Source organism: Allokutzneria sp. A3M-2-11 16 (assembly GCF_024213555.1).
GTDB lineage: Bacteria > Actinomycetota > Actinomycetes > Mycobacteriales > Pseudonocardiaceae > Allokutzneria.
In genome coordinates, this window is sequence record NZ_JANAVO010000003.1 from 202,259 (window position 1) to 218,677 (window position 16,419).

At 67.6% G+C, this 16,419-nt stretch carries 11 protein-coding genes; 8 read left to right on the plus strand and 3 right to left on the minus strand.

Going from position 1 to position 16,419, the window contains the following annotated elements; genetic code table 11:
- Positions 1–19: 19 nt before the first annotated feature.
- The gene (locus NLX83_RS22680; RefSeq protein ID WP_254237130.1) at positions 20–1,273 is read right to left on the minus strand and encodes a helix-turn-helix domain-containing protein; all 1,254 of its coding nucleotides are present in this window, start codon (positions 1,271–1,273) and stop codon (positions 20–22) included.
- Between the two features lie 409 nt (positions 1,274–1,682).
- Positions 1,683–2,390 (minus strand): hypothetical protein, encoded by a 708-nt coding sequence (locus NLX83_RS22685; protein WP_254237131.1) that lies wholly within the window; start codon positions 2,388–2,390, stop codon positions 1,683–1,685.
- 182 nt (positions 2,391–2,572) lie between these two features.
- Here NLX83_RS22685 and NLX83_RS22690 point away from each other — a divergent pair, with 182 nt between their 5' ends.
- The 3 genes from NLX83_RS22690 to NLX83_RS22700 are packed head-to-tail and all read left to right on the plus strand — an operon-like array spanning position 2,573 to position 5,771.
- Positions 2,573–3,163, plus strand: a complete 591-nt coding sequence (locus NLX83_RS22690) for a toll/interleukin-1 receptor domain-containing protein (protein ID WP_254237132.1) — start codon at positions 2,573–2,575, stop codon at positions 3,161–3,163.
- On the plus strand, positions 3,163–5,034 hold the full coding sequence (locus NLX83_RS22695; protein ID WP_254237133.1) for a hypothetical protein: 1,872 nt from the start codon (positions 3,163–3,165) through the stop codon (positions 5,032–5,034). Before NLX83_RS22690 ends, NLX83_RS22695 begins: the two co-directional genes overlap by 1 nt.
- The gene (locus NLX83_RS22700; RefSeq protein ID WP_254237134.1) at positions 5,034–5,771 is read left to right on the plus strand and encodes a hypothetical protein; all 738 of its coding nucleotides are present in this window, start codon (positions 5,034–5,036) and stop codon (positions 5,769–5,771) included. The genes NLX83_RS22695 and NLX83_RS22700 overlap by 1 nt, the downstream gene beginning before the upstream one ends.
- 80 nt (positions 5,772–5,851) lie before the next feature.
- On the opposite strand, the gene NLX83_RS22705 is transcribed toward NLX83_RS22700, so the two are convergent.
- Positions 5,852–10,123 (minus strand): GH92 family glycosyl hydrolase, encoded by a 4,272-nt coding sequence (locus NLX83_RS22705; protein WP_374118794.1) that lies wholly within the window; start codon positions 10,121–10,123, stop codon positions 5,852–5,854.
- Positions 10,124–10,344: 221 nt separating this feature from the next.
- Here NLX83_RS22705 and NLX83_RS22710 point away from each other — a divergent pair, with 221 nt between their 5' ends.
- The 5 genes from NLX83_RS22710 to NLX83_RS22730 all read left to right on the plus strand — a co-directional run bounded on the left by NLX83_RS22710 (position 10,345) and on the right by NLX83_RS22730 (position 16,414).
- Positions 10,345–11,262: a hypothetical protein gene (locus tag NLX83_RS22710; protein ID WP_254237135.1), complete on the plus strand. Its 918-nt coding sequence runs from the start codon at positions 10,345–10,347 to the stop codon at positions 11,260–11,262.
- A complete protein-coding gene (locus NLX83_RS22715; protein WP_254237136.1) occupies positions 11,259–11,648 on the plus strand; it encodes a GntR family transcriptional regulator in 390 nt (129 codons plus the stop codon). The genes NLX83_RS22710 and NLX83_RS22715 overlap by 4 nt, the downstream gene beginning before the upstream one ends.
- A gap of 37 nt (positions 11,649–11,685) precedes the next feature.
- Positions 11,686–13,176 carry a YibE/F family protein gene (locus NLX83_RS22720; protein ID WP_254237137.1) on the plus strand — a complete coding sequence of 497 codons (1,491 nt, stop codon included), beginning with the start codon at positions 11,686–11,688 and terminating at the stop codon, positions 13,174–13,176.
- 64 nt (positions 13,177–13,240) lie between these two features.
- Positions 13,241–14,407, plus strand: coding sequence for a nucleotide disphospho-sugar-binding domain-containing protein (locus tag NLX83_RS22725; RefSeq protein ID WP_254237138.1), 1,167 nt, complete (start codon positions 13,241–13,243; stop codon positions 14,405–14,407).
- Positions 14,408–14,428: 21 nt separating this feature from the next.
- Entirely contained in the window at positions 14,429–16,414 is a 1,986-nt protein-coding gene (locus NLX83_RS22730) for an NB-ARC domain-containing protein (RefSeq protein ID WP_254237139.1), read from the plus strand.
- The last annotated feature ends 5 nt before the right edge of the window (positions 16,415–16,419 follow it).

Sequence of the window (16,419 nt, forward strand, 5' to 3'; positions counted from 1 at the left end):
GAGCTTCCCCCTCGTCCGCTCAGCTCAGTGCGTGTACGAGCAACGGATACAGCTCGCCGATGGGCCGGTAGTCCTGATGCGGTGCGAGCAGCTTCGCTAGGTGCCGGAGATCAGACGCCACTGTGGCCGACTCGACGACCGAGACGATGCCGAGCAGTTCTCGGGTCAGTTCGCATGCGTGATCCAGGTCGTTCGCACGCGCATGGGCAAGCGCCCGACGCGCTCCGAATCGAAGTCGCGCACGCGAGGCACTCTGGGGTATCCGCAGTACCTCGCGATCCAGAACCTCGGTGGCACGCTTGTGGAGGCCCAGGTCGCTCAGGCACCACCCTGTGGCGATCGCCGCCTGATCGACGACGTGCTGCGAGCCCAGGATCGGTCGGCTATCGGATCGCCTCGCCCGGGCGAGGAGCGCCGTGGCGTTGTCCAACGCGCGCAGCGCACTGTCGCGATCGCCGGCCAACGCGTGCCCCTGTGCTTCCCGTTGTGCTGCGAGGCCTCTGATTCTCGCGGGAGTCCTCTCATCCAGTTGGGCCCGCTGGGCCAAAGCGATCGTGAGGGCGGCGTTCCCCTGATACATCTCGATGAGTCCCCTGCGGACCAGTGCGTACGTCCTCAGGTCGCGATCGCCTGCCTGCGACGCCAGGTTCGCGGCATGGTTGGTCCACTCAAGTGCGAGACCGTCGTCTCCGGACTCCTGCGCCATCCAACCAGCGAACTCGGCGAAACGGGCGCGCAGCAGAGTCAGCTCGGGCTGAAGGGACGGATGAGCTTGGTGCGTCGCCGTTTGCAACAGTTGGGAAATCGAGACAGCGGCGCCGAGCACGTTGATGGGGCTCGCTGTCTGCCCGAGGCTCCGGGTCTCCTCGAAGAGGTTCCTGAACCGGGTGAGCGTTTGTTCGTCCGGCACGGCTGGTGCTCGGTCGCCGGACGCCATCAAGGATGCGGCGGCTCCGAAGAGAGCCGCGCGTCTGCCGATTCTCGGAGGGTGATCATTGTCCTTCGGCGGCGTCAACATGAGATGCGTCGTCTCCGTTCTTCTACGGGTTCGTCGCCTCATTTCTGGAACGAGTGCGGTGAGCTTCCCCATGGCGTCGAGAGCGCGATCGCAGTTTCTGGCAATCTCCGCAGTTGGCTCTTTTCGGCCATGCTCCAGATTGCTGATGTGAGCAAAGCTGACCCGCGCTTCTTTACTTAGCTCCCTGAGCGTGAGGCCTTTCTCCTTGCGTAGTCGCCTGAGTTCCCGTCCGAACGGGTCCGGCTGCTTGTGCACGACGACTCCATGGTTCGGGCCGCCCTCAGCGGGGCGGGAAGCATGCTCACGGCTGATGGCACGGGTCAGTGAGCGTAACCGCATTCGCTGATCCAGTAAGGCAAAATCAGGAGGTTGGTCGAGATGTACAGGTTTCTAGCAAAGCGGTCCAGTCAGAAGAGGGCTTCTCAATCCGAAGGATTTGTGCTGTACCTTGGCCTGGTGGTGCTTTTGTGGCTGTTCAGGCATGGGCGGTAGTGACGGTGCTGATCAACATGCATGCCGAGGGGCAACCGTCGCAGCTCTATCCCTCAGCTGCGCGGCGGCCGTGATTGCCGCCGTCGACTCGATTCGGGGTATCTGTGTGCGCAAGTGCGATTAGGCCGGTCAGAGGCGACGTTTCGAATCACCGGCGGAACGCTGGCTCACCTCAGCCGACACGCAACAGGTGGGAGATGAGTCGTTGCTCGGCCGCCTGGCGCCGCGGCTCCCCATCGGACAGCGAGACCTTCAGGTCGCGGGTGACCGACGAGAGACGCTGCTTCTCCAGCCGCGTCCGGCCGATGAGTTCGCTGTCCAGGGGGGTGATCACGCCGTCCTCGACCGCTCGCATCAGTACGAGATCTGGGTGCCCGCTCGGCGGTTGCATGGACGTTCCACGGAGCGGGCCGGACACATCGCGCACCGATCGCGACGCTCGGCGAGAGCACGCTCCGCGCTCGAAGGCCAGCTTCCACAGGTGTCGCGACAGCTCGCGCCTCCTCGGGTCGACGACCTTGAGCGCTTCCAGGAAGCCCATCAGCACCTCAGCTTCCACATCTGCGCGCTCCCCGCCGTAGCTGTTGGTGATCCGCGTGGCCGCCGAGCTCAGCCCCGGAAGCATGACGCCGATGGCGCCCAGCGTCCACCTCTTGCACCCGGTCTGTGCCCGTTCCACCAGGAGTGACCACGCGCCGTCCTTGACGGAATGATCTGTTCGCCGCTTGAGGAGCATCTCCCTCAGCTCGTCCAACCTGATCGGTCGATCGGGCACGTCGGCGCCGATCTGCCAGCCGTCGAGCACCAACGGCGGATTCTTGTCGATCTCGGTCAGGAACCGAGCGTCGATGTCGGCCAGCCCTCGCGAGAAACGAAACATCGCTGCTCTCCCCACTTCGTGGAAGCCCGGTGCTTCCGTGAGACCAATCGTGGCGCATCGCGGGTCGCCCTGGGGCTGGATCTTGTATTCACTTTGAACGGAATACAAGAAGCGCTGGAGTCCGCAGGTTCCACCGGGAGAGACTTGCCGGGCCAGCCGTCGGGTCAGTCTCGGAGAATCTCATGCACAGCGTCTTCCTGAACTATCGCAAGGGTGATTCATCGGCTCTTGCTGGATTTCTTTACGAGGAGTTGTCCAGGCATCTCGGTGAGGGTGTCGTTTTTTACGCTTCCGAGTCCATTCGAGCCGGATACGACTTCACGGAGTTGATGTTGCCCGCAGTGCGTACATGCCCAGTCCTGCTCGCGGTCATTGGGCCTCAATGGCTGGACATGCGCGAACGCCACAGCGACGTGCGTCGAATCGACCATCCCGATGACTGGGTGCGCCGTGAGATCGCGGAAGCTTTGCGCCGCAACCACTGCGTGATTCCGGTCCTGGTCGAAGGTGCCAGGATGCCGCATTCCTCCGAGCTGCCGGAGGACATCGCCGCGCTAGCCCGGCGGCAGTACCGCATGGTGCAGTACCGGGACACTACGGCGTCCGTCCGACGTCTCGCTGATGACATCGCTAGGAACATCCCGGGCTTCAGGCCCAAACGGGAGAGGCGGCTGTCGACTGACACCCTGTCGGTCCACCAGCAGGGCGTGGTGGGGGGCAGTGGCGCGCTCACCCAGATCGGTCGCGACCAGTACAACGGTGGTGGGTTCTGATGGCACAACCAGATGGTGTGTGGATCGTCGCCGGGGGCGTGAAGCAGGACGCTCTCGTCGCCGGAGACGGTGATCTCACCCAGATTGCCGGGAACCAGTACAACTACCAGCGGAAGGTGATGCGCGCCGACAAGCTCGAGGTCATAGCCCGTCCCGAGTTCGTCACCCCGCTCCGCTTCGACGAGGCGAGTGAAGCGTTGGAACGCTACGGCGTCGCTGTGATTCGAGGAGAAGGTGGATCGGGCAGGCGAACGGCTGCTGTTCGACTGCTCCACGACGCGCTCTCCTCGCGGAGCGAACCGTCGTTGCACCCGCGAGAGCTGATCGACGAGTGGGACCGCTCCGTCGAAGGGCTGCCCGAGCATCCGAACTCCCTTTTCCTGCTGGATCTGGGGCTGGACACTTTTGGCCTCCCGGAACGGTTCGGCCGGGAACTAGTTTCCTATGGCGAGCGGTTGCACGACATCGGGTCACGCATCGTGGTGATCGCGACTCCTGAGCAGTGGCGCGGCTGTATCGACCCGACCGACAAGTTCACTGTCGATCTTGAAAGGCCCCCGGCGAAGGCTGTCGCCATCGCGCATCTCGAGCACCGTCTGCGCTGTGGAGATCGCCGTAACCACCTTGATGCGCAAGAGCTCCAGGGGTTGCTCAACGAGCACGTCCGCCCCAGGATGGCGGTACGCGTGGCGGAGGCGATCGCGACGGCTGACGACAGAGCAGAGAACTGGCTCAGGGACCTGGTGCAACGCCTGTCGAACTGGCCGGACTACCTGGCAGAGCAGTTTGAGTCGGAGCAAGAGCTCGTCCAACGTGTGTTGATGCTGGCGATCGCCGTGCGTGACGGCGATCGGGTAGAGAACATCACGTCAGCGCGTGACCTGCTCCTTGAGAAGCTCGACGCTCCGTACGGTGCGGCCAAAGCCCTGGTACAGCCGAGCCTCAGCGGACAGTTGAAGGCAATCGACGCCACCTACGCGAACGGCACCGCATCGCTCACCGCCGGCCATCCCGGACGTGATCAGGCCGTTTTCAACCATGTCTGGCTCAACTACCCGGAGATCCGGCAGACCCTGCTGGCATGGATGGGAGAGCTCGCGGCCCCCGATGGCTTGGCCACCACCAATCCGGAACGCATCGCTGCGATGCTGGTCGCCCTGGCCGAAGAGCTGTACGACGTCTCGGTTATCAAGAGCGTGGTCAACCACCCGAACTGCCGGAGGCTCGCCGAGCACGTTGTCGTGATTGGCGCATGTCATCCCGTTGTAGGACAAGGATTGCGGCGGACACTCCGGGACTGGGCGCGATCCGGTTCGCTGCACAGCCAGGAGGCCGTGCTCCGTGCATGCCGAGGGCGGTTCGGTACGGAGTACCCGGATCTGACTCTCACCCGGATCCGCTGGTTGCTTGAGAGTTCTCATTTGAAGATCAGAGCCGGCGCGGCAGACCTGCTGCGCTCGATCGCAGGCACGCACCCCGAGCCGCGTGCGTTGCTGGACAAGGTGAAGGGACAGGCACGGCGGAGAATGTTCGCCGCGCTGATCACACCGGGGAACAACCTGGAGGTCCTCCGTGCTCTCACCGCCGACAGCGATCTTCTCGCCACTGAATGGAGAGAGCTCTTCGACGATCCAGCTTTGGAGAACGAAGCCGTTGAGGCGGTTCTGGGGTGGATCCGGGCTCACCTCCACGGTGCCTTCGACGCCCTGGAAGGGCTGAGAATCCAGGCAGCCACCCTCTTGCGCGGCAACAGCACAGCCGCGGCGGTGTTGGTCGCAGGTCGGGTGATGCACCGGACCGACGGCGCTGAGCACGAGCTGTGGCTGGATCTGCTCCGTCGTCGGCATCATGTTGTTCCGGCAGGTGTCTGATGGCGATGCTGCTGCCGTTCCGGCGATGCAGGGAGGAGCCGGTCGCCGAAGGTGGATGGTGTCCTGTCGTGTTCGATCACGCGCTGCCGAGCCGCGTACCAGGAGTGCCGTTCGAGGTTCGCTTTCAAGGGAAGTGGCGCCGTGCCGATCGCCATGGCGTTTGGGAACGAAGACTCGTCGAGGCGGCTGTTCGAGAAGAACTGCGATCAGTTGCCGTGCAGGTGTCCCGGGAGTGTGAGCCGGGTGATCGGTCGTCAGTGGCTGATCGATTGGTACTCGCGTGTGCCGGTCCCCTCACAGTCTCGGCTTTCCCCGGGATCGAGGCTGGTGCGGAGGTCTTGGTCAGGGAGGATCTTCGCCATGACGCCGTGCTTGGCGAACTCGATGGTCAGAAGCGTGCCGAGTACCTCCGCAACTGGCGGCTCGATGCTCGGATGTCCGCCCTGGCGACGGTGTTGAGCAGGCGCGCCACCGCGTATGCCTGGTGGCTGCGGCATTGTCCTGACAAAATCGAGTACCTGGAAGACGGGAAAATCAAGGAGGTCAGCGATGTCATCGCGGCGGAACCGGGCCGCTTCGGTGACGGGAGCGCGGACCTGTTGTCGAGGGTGACGACCCAGTTCGTCTCCCGGCTGTCGGTGAATGAACAGCGCGCCTTGCTCGGAGGGCTTCCCGATTTGTTGCTGGCCTATGGCCAGGCGGACCTGGCTGACGAACTGCGGACGGGGGCACCTTGAGCCAATGAATAGTCCACTGTGGACGTAACGAGGCCCCCGGCGGAGGGTCGCCGGGGGCCTCGTGTGGGTGTGTGATGGGGTTACAAGGCGGCGCACTGGCCGGAGCGGGGGCCGGTGCCCGCGACCGGGAGGCCGTTGTTGGACGGGTCGGTCGCGTTGCCGGAACAGGTGACCGGGCCGACGACGGTGCTCGCCGCGACCGCCGCCGCGCCGGAGTTGTTCACCAGCGACAGCGGGCCGGTGACGCGCGCCGTCTCCACGCCGACCACGCCGGTGCTGCCGGAGATGTCCACCGGGCCGGTGATGTGCGTGCCCAGCAGGACGACGTTGACGGCGCCGGAAGCGCGGACCGGGCCGATGATCCGCCCGCCGGTGGCGTAAACGGACGCGCCGGCCGCGATGGTCACCGGGCCGGTGATCGTGGCGTCCTTGAGGCACACCACGCCGCTCAGCGTCTGCGGGCCGGAGCGCTCACCGGTGATCGTGGTGGTGCACTCCGCGCGGGGCTTGCTCAGGAACTCCACCTCGGACAAGGTCACCTGACCGCCGAACTCGATCCGGTACCACGTGTAGTGACCGGGCTTGGCCAGCTTGAACGCCCGGGTCTGCTGGCGCGACGGGAAGGTCTGGCCGTCCCGTTCGTCCACTGTGGTCCAGGTCTTGCCGTCGTAGGAGCCCTTGACCTTCCAGCCCTTCGCGTCCGCCCCGTCCTTGCCGGAGGTCAGCGTGTAGAACTCCACGCGCTCGGCGGCCGACGCCTGCAACTGCACCGAGTCCACGGTGGCCTGCGTCTGCGAGGAGTCGTCGGCCAGCGCCGCCGAGCTCGCGGTGCCGGGGGTGTCCCGCAACGGGCGCGGGACCTCGGAGCCCTTCGTGATCGACTCGGGCGCCGCGTCCGGCCCGGTGCCCCAGGACGACGGGGTCGCGCCCATGTCGAACTCCAGCGTGCCGCCGCGCGCGATCACGTCATGCGGCAGGGACGTCTTGTCCCACTTCTGGCCGTTGACCTTCAGGCCCTGGACGTAGACGTTCTTCGCGCTGTTCTTCGGCGCGGACACCACGAGCTTCTTGCCGCCGCCCAGGTTCACGGTGGCCTTGGTGAACAACGGCGAACCGACGGCGTAGGCGGGCTTGCCCATTTGCAGCGGGTAGAAGCCGAGCGCGCTGAAGATGTACCAGGCCGACAGCTCGCCGTTGTCCTCGTCGCCCGCGTAGCCCTGGCCGATCTCACTGCCGAGGTAGAGCCGGGACAGGATCTCGCGCACCTTCTCCTGCGTCTTCGACGGCTGGCCCGCGTAGTTGTACATGTACGGGATGTGGTGCGAGGGCTGGTTGCTGTGCCCGTACTGGCCCATGCGGACGTCGCGGGCCTCCAGCATCTCGTGGATCACGCCGCCGTAGGAGCCGGGGAAGCCCGCGGTCTCCGGAGTACTGAAGAACTGGTCCAGCTTCTTGCCGAGCCCGTCGCGCCCGCCGTAGAGGTTGGCGAGGCCCTGACCGTCGTGTGGAACGGTGAACGCCATGTTCCACGCGTTGGTCTCGGTGTAGTCGTGGCCCCATTCGCGGGGCTCGTACTTGTCCGGGGCGACGCGCCACTTGCCGTCGGCGGTGCGGCCCTGGAAGAAACCGACGGACTTGTCGAACATGTTCACGTAGTTCTGCGCGCGGTTGAGGAAGTACTCGTGGTTTTCCAGGTACTCCTTGCGGCGCGGGTCATTCGGTGCCGCCTTGTCGTGCAGCGCCTTGGCCATCGTCGCGATGCCGAAGTCGTTGACATAGCCCTCGATCGCCCACGACATGCCCTCGCCCGTGGTGGTCGGGGTGTAGCCGAGGAAGATCGACTTGTCGAGGCCCTTGCGACCGACGTTGGCGTTCGGCGGGGTCACGGTGGCGTTCTTGACCGCGGCGTCGTAGGCGGCCTGGACGTCGAAGTTGGTGACGCCCTTGAGGAACGCGTCGGAGAACGACACGTCCGAGCTGGTTCCGGTCATCAGGTTCGCGTAGCCGGGGGAGGACCAGCGGGAGACCCACCCGCCCTCCTTGTACTGCTGCACGAAGCCCTCGACCATCTCCCCGGCCTTCTCCGGCGTCAGCAGCGAGTAGGCGGGCCACGTGGTGCGATAGGTGTCCCAGAACCCGTTGTTGACGTAGACCTTGCCGTCGACGATCTTCGCGCCCGTCTGCGTCGCGGTGTCCTGACCGGCCGCCGGGGCCACCGGGCTGGCGTGCTTGTACACCGGGGCCGCCGCGCTGCCGACGTTCTCGTGCCCGGAGTTCGGGTAGAGGAACAGCCGGTAGAGGTTGGAGTACAGGGTGACGAGCTGGTCCTCGCTCGCGCCCTCGACCTCGATGACCTTCAGCTTCTCGTTCCACGCCTGCTGCGCCCGGTCGCGGACCGACTCGAAGGTGCCGGTGGCCTCCAGCTCAAGGTTCTTCCTCGCCTGCTCGACGCCGATCAGCGAGGTGGCGATCCGCATCGTGACGGTCTTCGTCGAGCTGGTGTCGAACTTCAGGTAGCCGGTGACGTCGTCCCGTCCCGCGCCGGTGAGCTTGCCGCCACCGGTGACCGGGCGGTCGAAGGTGGCGTAGACGAACAGTCGCGTCGCACCCGTGGACAGCCCGCTCTTCACGTCGGAGTAGCCGGTCACCACGCCCTTGGCGGTGTCCAGGGTCAGCCCGCCGTTGTTGTTGACGTTGTCGAACAACAGGTTCGACTCGGCGCCGGTGAAGGTGAAGCGGAACAGCGCCGCGTGGTCGGTCGGCGCGATCTCGGTGCGCATGCCGTTCTCGAACGTCACGCCGTAGTAGTGCGGTTTGGCGATCTCGTTCTCGTGCTTGAAGGGCAGCGCGCGGGCGGCGCGGTCGATGTTCGGCGCGCCCGCCTGCGGGAAGACCTGGAACGTCTGCCGGTCACCCATCCACGGGCTGGGCTCGTGGCTGGTGGTGAACGCCTGCAACGCCGGCAGGTTCTGCGCGTTGTTGGCCTTGTGGTAGTCGTAGAGCCAGCTGATCGAACCCGCGTTGGTCATCGGCGTCCAGAAGTTGAAGCTGTGCGGGACCGCGGTGGCCGGGAAGTTGTTGCCCCGCGAGAAACCGCCCGTGGACTGCGTGCCCCGGGTGGTCAGCGCGTAGTCGGCCGGGCTTGCGTACTGCTTCTGGACCGGAGCGCCGATGCGGATGTCGTCGAACCAGCCCGCGAAGTTCCCCGGCCCGGCCGGGTTGTCGTAGGCCACCAGCACGCGCTTGATCGTCTTGCCCGCGGCGACCGCGCCGATCTTCGCCTTCAGCTTGTTCCACTGGTTGGTGTACAAGGACTTCGACGCGCCCTGGCCCTTCGGCGAGAGCTCGAACCCGTACTGGTCCCTGGCCCCCAGCTCGCTCAGGTAGCTGCCGTCGGAGAACGCCAGGTCCACCGCGGCGTGCGTGCTCGGGTACTTCAGGTCGTCCGGGATGAACTGCGGGAAGAGCAGGTAGGACAGCTCGGTGTCCGACCTCACCGCGAGGTCGACGTCGAAGACCTTGTTGTAGGAGTAGCCCCGGCCGGAAGCGACGTGCTGGCCGAGGAACTGCAACGCCTTCACGCCGGTGTAGCCCGCGTTCGCCTTCGCCGCGTAGCCACCGTTGGGGCCCTTGCCGATCCGGCTGCGCATGTTCGGCGCGGGCTCGGAGCTGGCCTTCACCGCGAACTGGATCTCGGAGAACTGCGTTGCCGCGCCACCGCCGTTGGCGGTGATGTCGAAGCGCAGGTGCCTGTACGCCGTGATGATTCTCGGTCCCGCAAGCGAACCTTCGGTGGAGTTGGTCAGCTCGTACTTCTTGGTCTCGAACCGCTTCGCGAACGTTTGTCCACTTTGGACATTGAGGTCGGTCCAGGACTTGCCGTCCGGCGAGGCTTGGAGCTTCCAGCTCTTCGGGTCCCGCTCCGGCGCGTCGTTGGCGGAGGTGACCGCGTAGCTGGTGATCGCGACCGGTTCGGACAGCGTGAACTCCAGCCAGCCGGTGCCCGCGAAGGTCAGCCACTTCGAGTTGACGTTGCCGTCGACGAGGTTCTCCTTCACCTCGCCGCTGCCCGCGTTCTCCCCGCTGGCCCGGACCTCGGTGACCTTGTCGGTCACGTTCCCCGGGATGCTGACCCCGTCGTTGCCGTTGACCCCGCCCGCCCTGGGCTTGCCCGCCGGGTCGGTCTCGACGGTGTCGGTCCACGCCGGCTGCGGTTCACCCGCCTCGAAGGAGGACTGGAACTCCGGGGCCGGGGGTGCGGCCTCCCCGGTGCCGACCATCGACAGCGTCAGCGCCATGGTCAGCGCGCCCGCCAGGGCTCTCCGTGATCGTCTCGCCCACCTGTGCGTCATCGAGCCAAAGCCTCCACGTTGAGGTGTCCCGTCTGCCGGGGTCAGCACAACGACGCGTGACATCGTTGTCAAGAAGTTCGTCCCGCCTTGTCCGGAAACATGTCCGCGCCCGGCGTCCCCGCTGCTCCGAGCGTTGTAGTCGCCCCTGGCCCGCCGCCCGCCCCGGCCGTGCTGTATCAATGTGTCAACTCATTGATACATACCAGGAGGATGGTGACGCCGTGGACGCTCGTGAGGTCAAGGCCGTGATCGGTGGCGCGGTCGGGTTCGTGCTGCTGGTCCTGCTGCTGGCGGGACTGCTCGTGCTGGTGCTCGGACGTCGAGCCCGGCGTGGATGGGGCGATGACGGCGCCGTGGACCAGATGCTCACCAGGAGCGCACGCGGGACGTGGCTCGGGCTGGCCTTCGCCGTCTTCGTGTCGTTCGCGATCTGGCAGTACATCAGCGGCTACGGCGAGCTGGTGTGGCTGTTGATCCCGCTGCTGGCGACGTTCGGGTCCTGCCTGTTCAGCGATCTCGCCGGGATGTGGGCCCCGGCCCCGGTCCAGCGGAGGGCCCCGTTGACCTCGCGGTCGTGGCGGGACGTGCTGTCCCGCAAGGAGGTCGCGGTGGCCGGGGTGCTCGGCTTCGTGACACTGAGCGGGGCGACGCTCGCCGCGCTGCAGTACCACGCGGTCTCGGGTGCCGAGCAGTGCTTCCTGCCGGTGCAGGTGGACGGGTTCCCCTGGCTGAAGGGCTACTACCTGGACGCCGGGGCGATCTACCAGACGTTCGTGCTGTCGGGGTTGGTCAGCGCGCTGACGGTGGTCGGGCTGTACCGCGCCGTGCACCGTCCTGTCATCGACGACCTCGTCGACGTCCCGAAGGCGGACCTCGCCCTGCGCAGGTTGTCGGCGCACCGCGTGCTCGGGGTGGGGATCGGCGCGCACCTGATCCTGCTCGCCGTTCTGGTGCCGGCGACGCAGGTGGGCGCCGCGCCGCTGGCCTGCGAGCGCGTGCCGATGGCGCAGGGCGAGAGCGTGTTCTCGATCATCACCGGTGCCCTGGCCGTGGCGGGTGTGCTGGTATGGCTGATCATGGCGGTGGCGCCCGTGGTCCGGTGGACCGCTCCGGCCGAGGACAGCACGGAAGTGGGATGAGCCTGTACCTGACGATCGACGCGCGCAGCAGCGTCGCCCCGTACGAGCAGATCCGGGCGCAGGTCCTGCGGATGCTGGCGTCCGGGGCGCTCGTCCCCGGGGCGCGGCTGCCCAGCATCAGGCAGCTCGCGAAGGACCTCGGTGTGGCGAGCGGCACGATCGCCAGGGCCTACCGCGAGCTGGAGCACGCCGGTCTGATCATCAGCCGGGGCAAGCACGGCACGTACGTGGCCGAGTCGATCACCGTCGACGCCGAACGGGTGCGCGCGAACACCGAGTCCGAGCTGGAGATCGCGGCCGCCGCCTACCTCGCGGCGGCGCGCAACCTCGGTTTCGGCACGGAGGACGCGGTGCGCGCGTTGCGCGGTGTCGCCGAACAGGGCTGACTTGGGGATCGCGTTGGTCTGAAGGCACTATTGGCCCGTGCAAGCGAGCGAACCGCCACGCCGCAGGCGCGCGGCCAGCCGGCACGCCGCGGGCAAGGCCGAACCCCGGAAGCGGTCCAAGCCGACGCCCGAGAAGCGGGAGAAGACCGAGGTCACCCACGGTCACGGGCACGGCCACGGACATGGGCACGGTCCGGCCGCCCCGGCTTCGCGACGGGTGCGCATCCTGCTCGCCGTCCTGCTCGTGCCGTGCGCCCTGGCCACGGTGATCGGCGCGCTGCTGCTCTACCCGTTCGGCCACGACCAGGCCACCGGCACCCGCGTCGGCCTCAACCAGGTGCCGGTGCAGGGCGTGATCACCGCCGCGAAGGTCGGTCCCTGCGGCACGGGCCGGTGCCTGTCGCTGGCGGTGAAACTCGCCGACGGGCCCGCGTCGGAGCGCACGATCACCATCGAGGGCACTCCGATCGAGCCGAGCACCCCGCGCTTCGCCGTCGGCGACGAGGTCGTGCTCGCCTACGCGGGCAAGGGCGCCGACCCGTTCTCCGGCGCTTCCTACCAGGTCGTGGACTTCCAGCGGGGCATGCCGCTGACCGTGCTCGCGGTGCTGTTCGCGCTCGCCGTCCTCGTGCTGGCGCGGTGGCGGGGTCTGGCCGCGCTGGGCGCGCTCGCGCTGAGCTTCCTGATGCTGGTGTTCTTCGCGCTGCCCGCGATGCTGGCGGGCAAGGACCCGCTGACCGTCGCGGTGGTCACCGGCGGGCTGATCATGTTCGTGGCGATGTACCTGACGCACGGGATCTCCGCGCGCACATCCGTCGCGGTGCTCGGCATCCTGGGCAGCCTCGGCCTGATCGGCCTGCTCGGCTGGCTGTTCAGCACGCTGGCCAAGCTGACCGGCCTGGACGAGGACACCGCGAACCTGATCGGCATCCTCGGGCACGAGATCGACGCGCGGGGCCTGCTGATGGCCGGGATCGTGATCGGCGCGCTGGGCGTGCTGGACGACGTGACCGTGACCCAGGCCAGCGCGGTGTGGGAGCTGCGCCTGGCCAACCCCGCGCTGGGCTGGCGCAAGCTCTACGCGGCGGGCCTGCGCATCGGCCGGGACCACGTGGGCTCCGCGGTGAACACGCTGTTCATGGCCTATGCCGGGGCGGCACTGCCGATGATGCTGGCCTACTCGTTGTCCGGGCGCAGCTTCGGTGACCTGGTCACGGCGCAGGCGGTCGCTCAGGAGGTGGTCCGCACCCTGGTCGGCAGCATCGGCCTGGTCGCCGCGGTCCCGGTGACCACGCTGCTCGCCGCCTTGGTCGCCGTCCGCGAACCCGCTCCGGAGAAGGAAAAGGAGGAAGCCCCGGAAGCGGAGGACCCTCCGAAACCGCTGCCCCGCCGCCCCGCGCGCACAGCTCCGCCGGAGAACGCGAACGAGGTCACGACACCGATCAGTGCCCCGCTCGTCGAACCGCCCGTCCGCTCGCGCCACGAGCGGCTGAACACGGCCCGTCCCCGCACTCACCACGAAGGCTGAGGCCGTCACGGGTGGACCGGCGTACGGCGAGAACAATGCCGGGCCTCGCATTAGGGTTCGCAGCGTGGCCGATTTCCTCTTCGTGCCGTACTCCTCGCACGGGCACGTCAACCCGCTGCTGTCGGTCCTGCGGGAGCTGGTCGCCTGCGGGGACCGGGCGAGCGTCATCGTCGCGCCGAACTTCGCGGACGCCGTCGAGGAGACCGGCGCGCGCGTCCTGCGCCTGCCGGCCACCTCGAACGTGATCGTGCCGGAGCGGTTCGACCCGGTCGACGAGTGCCAGCGGTTGTTCAAGACCTTCGCCGACCGTCGCGCGATCTGGGCGCTGCTCCGCGGCGAGTTGCGGCACCGGTTGCCGGATCTGGTGATCTACGACCCGATGATCCCGAGGGTGTTCGGCATCGCCGCCGAGCACGGAGTCCCGACCGGACTGTTCAGCACCACCTATGCGCAGAACGAGCACGTCATCGCCTCGACGGTCGGCAGGCACCTCGGCGCCAAGGTCGGCGATCTGCTGCGCAGGCCGTGGGCGCGACGGCTCCACCCCTGGGCGGTCGAGACGGCCCGGGACCACCGCGTGGTGCTGATCAACGCGCTGCCGGAGCTCCAGCCCGCCGCGGACACCTTCGGCGCGCGCGTCCGCTTCGTCGGCCCGTTGACCGGCGCGCGGGCCGAGCGCGGGGACGACCTGCCGTGGACGGAGATCGAGCGCCGCCGCGTTCTGCTGGTGTCCCCGGGCACCGTGTTCACCAGGGGATCAGGGTTCTTCGGCCCGATCGTCGAGGCGTTCGGCGACTCCGAGTGGCTGGTGGTGATCGCGACCGGCCCGACCGCTCCCGAAGCCCTGGGTCCCTTGCCGCCCAACGTGATCGCGCGCCGCAGCGTGCCGCAGATCGCGCTGCTGGAGCACGCCGACCTGTTCCTCACGCACGCCGGGATGAACTCCACCCTGGAGGCCCTCGCCGCGGGTGTGCCGATGATCCTGGTGCCGCGCATCCTCGACCAACGCGCCAACGCCCGCCGCGTCGCGGAGCTGGGCGCCGGTATTCAGCTCGATGCCAAGCAGCTCAACCCCGAACTGCTGCGGCTCATCGCGCGCAAGCTCACCACCGATCCCGCCGTGCGCGCGGCCGCCGACGCGTTGCGCGCGCGGATCACTGCTCAGAACGGCCCCGCCGTCGCCGCCGCGGCACTGCGCGCATCGTGCCGCTTCGATCACGCTCCGGGGTGATCATCGGTATGGTCGGGGCCGATGAACGACTCGCGCAATGAGCTGACCGGCGACGTGCACGGCAAGGTCGTGCAGGCGGGCCGGATCAACACGGTCTACCTCGGAGGCAAGCCGGTGGAGGTCCGCGTGCCACGGATGCTCCCGGTCGGCGTTCCGCACTTCCTCAACCGCGCGAGCGAACTCGGGCTACTAGGCAAACGCCAAGGTCGGGTCACGCTGACCGGCGCTCCCGGGATCGGCAAGACCACGCTCGCCATCCGGTGGGCGCACCAGGTCAAGGACCAGTTCCCCGGCGGACAGCTGTTCTACCGCCTCAACGGCTCCGGCGAGAGCGGTCCCGCCGCGCCCGCCGACGTGCTGCTCTTCTTCCTCCAGCAGTTCGACGTGCCGCACATCCCGGACACCGAGGACGAGCGCGCCGCCCTGTTCCGCTCCGTCACCGCCGACCTGAAGCTGCTGGTCGTCCTCGACGACGCGGTCAGCGCGCGGCAGGTGGAGAACCTGCTGCCGGGTTCCGCGGACAGCGCCGTCGTGGTCACCAGCCGGACCCGGCTCGACGGGCTGCGGATGCAGGGGTTCAGCTCGCTCGTCGTCGAGCGGTTCTCCGACGAGGTCGCGGCGCAGTTCGTCTCGCTGGTCGCGGAGGAACTGGCGGACGAGCCCGAGCACCTGCGCGCGCTGGCCCGGCTGTGCGGCGGCCTGCCGTTGGCCCTGCACATCGCGGCGGTCCGGCTGGCGACGGGCGACTACGGCTCGATCGCGGAGTACGTGTCGGTGCTCAACGACAGCCGCCAGCTGTTCAGGGAGCTGGCGATCGGGGACGACCGGCTCGTCGAAGCCGTCTTCGAGGTGTCCTATCGGGAGCTCGCGAAGGAGCCTGCGCGGGCGTATCGCTTGCTGGGCAAGCACTTCGGCCCGGACTTCACCGTGCCGCTGGCCGCGGTGGTCCTTGACGAGTCCGAATCGGACGCACGCCGCGCGCTGAACGTCCTCGTCGCGAGCAACCTGCTCACGGTTTCCCAGGGCCGCTATTCCTTCCACAACCTCATCAGGCAGCACGCACGCGATGCGTCCGCTCGCACTGACACCGACTCCACGCGGATCGACGCCCTGCGGCGAGGGCTCGCGTGGTACCTGCGCCGGGCGTTGGCGCTGGGCAAGGTGATCCACCCGGAGCGCCCGTCTATCGCCGGAAAGCTGTGGGAGGTCGCGGAACCCGCTCACGACTCGCGGGACAAGGCATTGGCGGAACTGGCCGCCGAACGCCTCAACTTCCGCGCGGCAGTCCGCACCGCGAACCGCCTGGGCGCTTATCGGCAGGTCTGCGAACTCACCGACGCGCTCTCGCAGTGGTACTACCAGTCCGGCCACCTGGAGGACCGGGTCGAGACGCACGATCTGGCGGCTGCCGCGGCCGAGGCCGCTGACGATCGCGCGCTGGCCGGGCACATACACAAGCTGGCGGGGATAGCTGCCGAGGCCGTTGGGGATTTTCCCCTTGCGCTGCAACGCTTTGCGGACGCGCTTCGGCTGGCATCCGCGGCGATCGACCGGCAGAGCGCTCTGGAGTGGGCCGGCATTGTCCTGGCGCAGACCGGTGATCGCGCCGCCGCGCTCGCTCGATTCCAGGAGGCGTGGGAGGTCGTCGTTCCCGACGATCTCCGTCCACGAGCGCAAGCCATGCTGCGCATGCACATCGGACGGACGCTCGGTCCGGACGCGGACGTCGCGGAGCTAAAGAAGTCCCTCGATTACTTCGTAGCGCGGAATGAGCGCGGCAACGCGACGCGGGTCCTGTTGCTGCTGGCCGAACTTGAAGGATCGGCGACGATGGCAGAGCAGGCGATCGCGGACTTCGAAGCGGACGGAATGGCGCGGCAGCAGGCGCAAGCCCTCGAACTCCTCGCGCGGCTGCGCCAGGAGGATGCCGCGCGAAGCCTGGAACGGGCAGCGGACATCTACCGGCGGCTCGGACGCGTCGACGACCTTGATCGCGTGCTCCGATGAAGCGG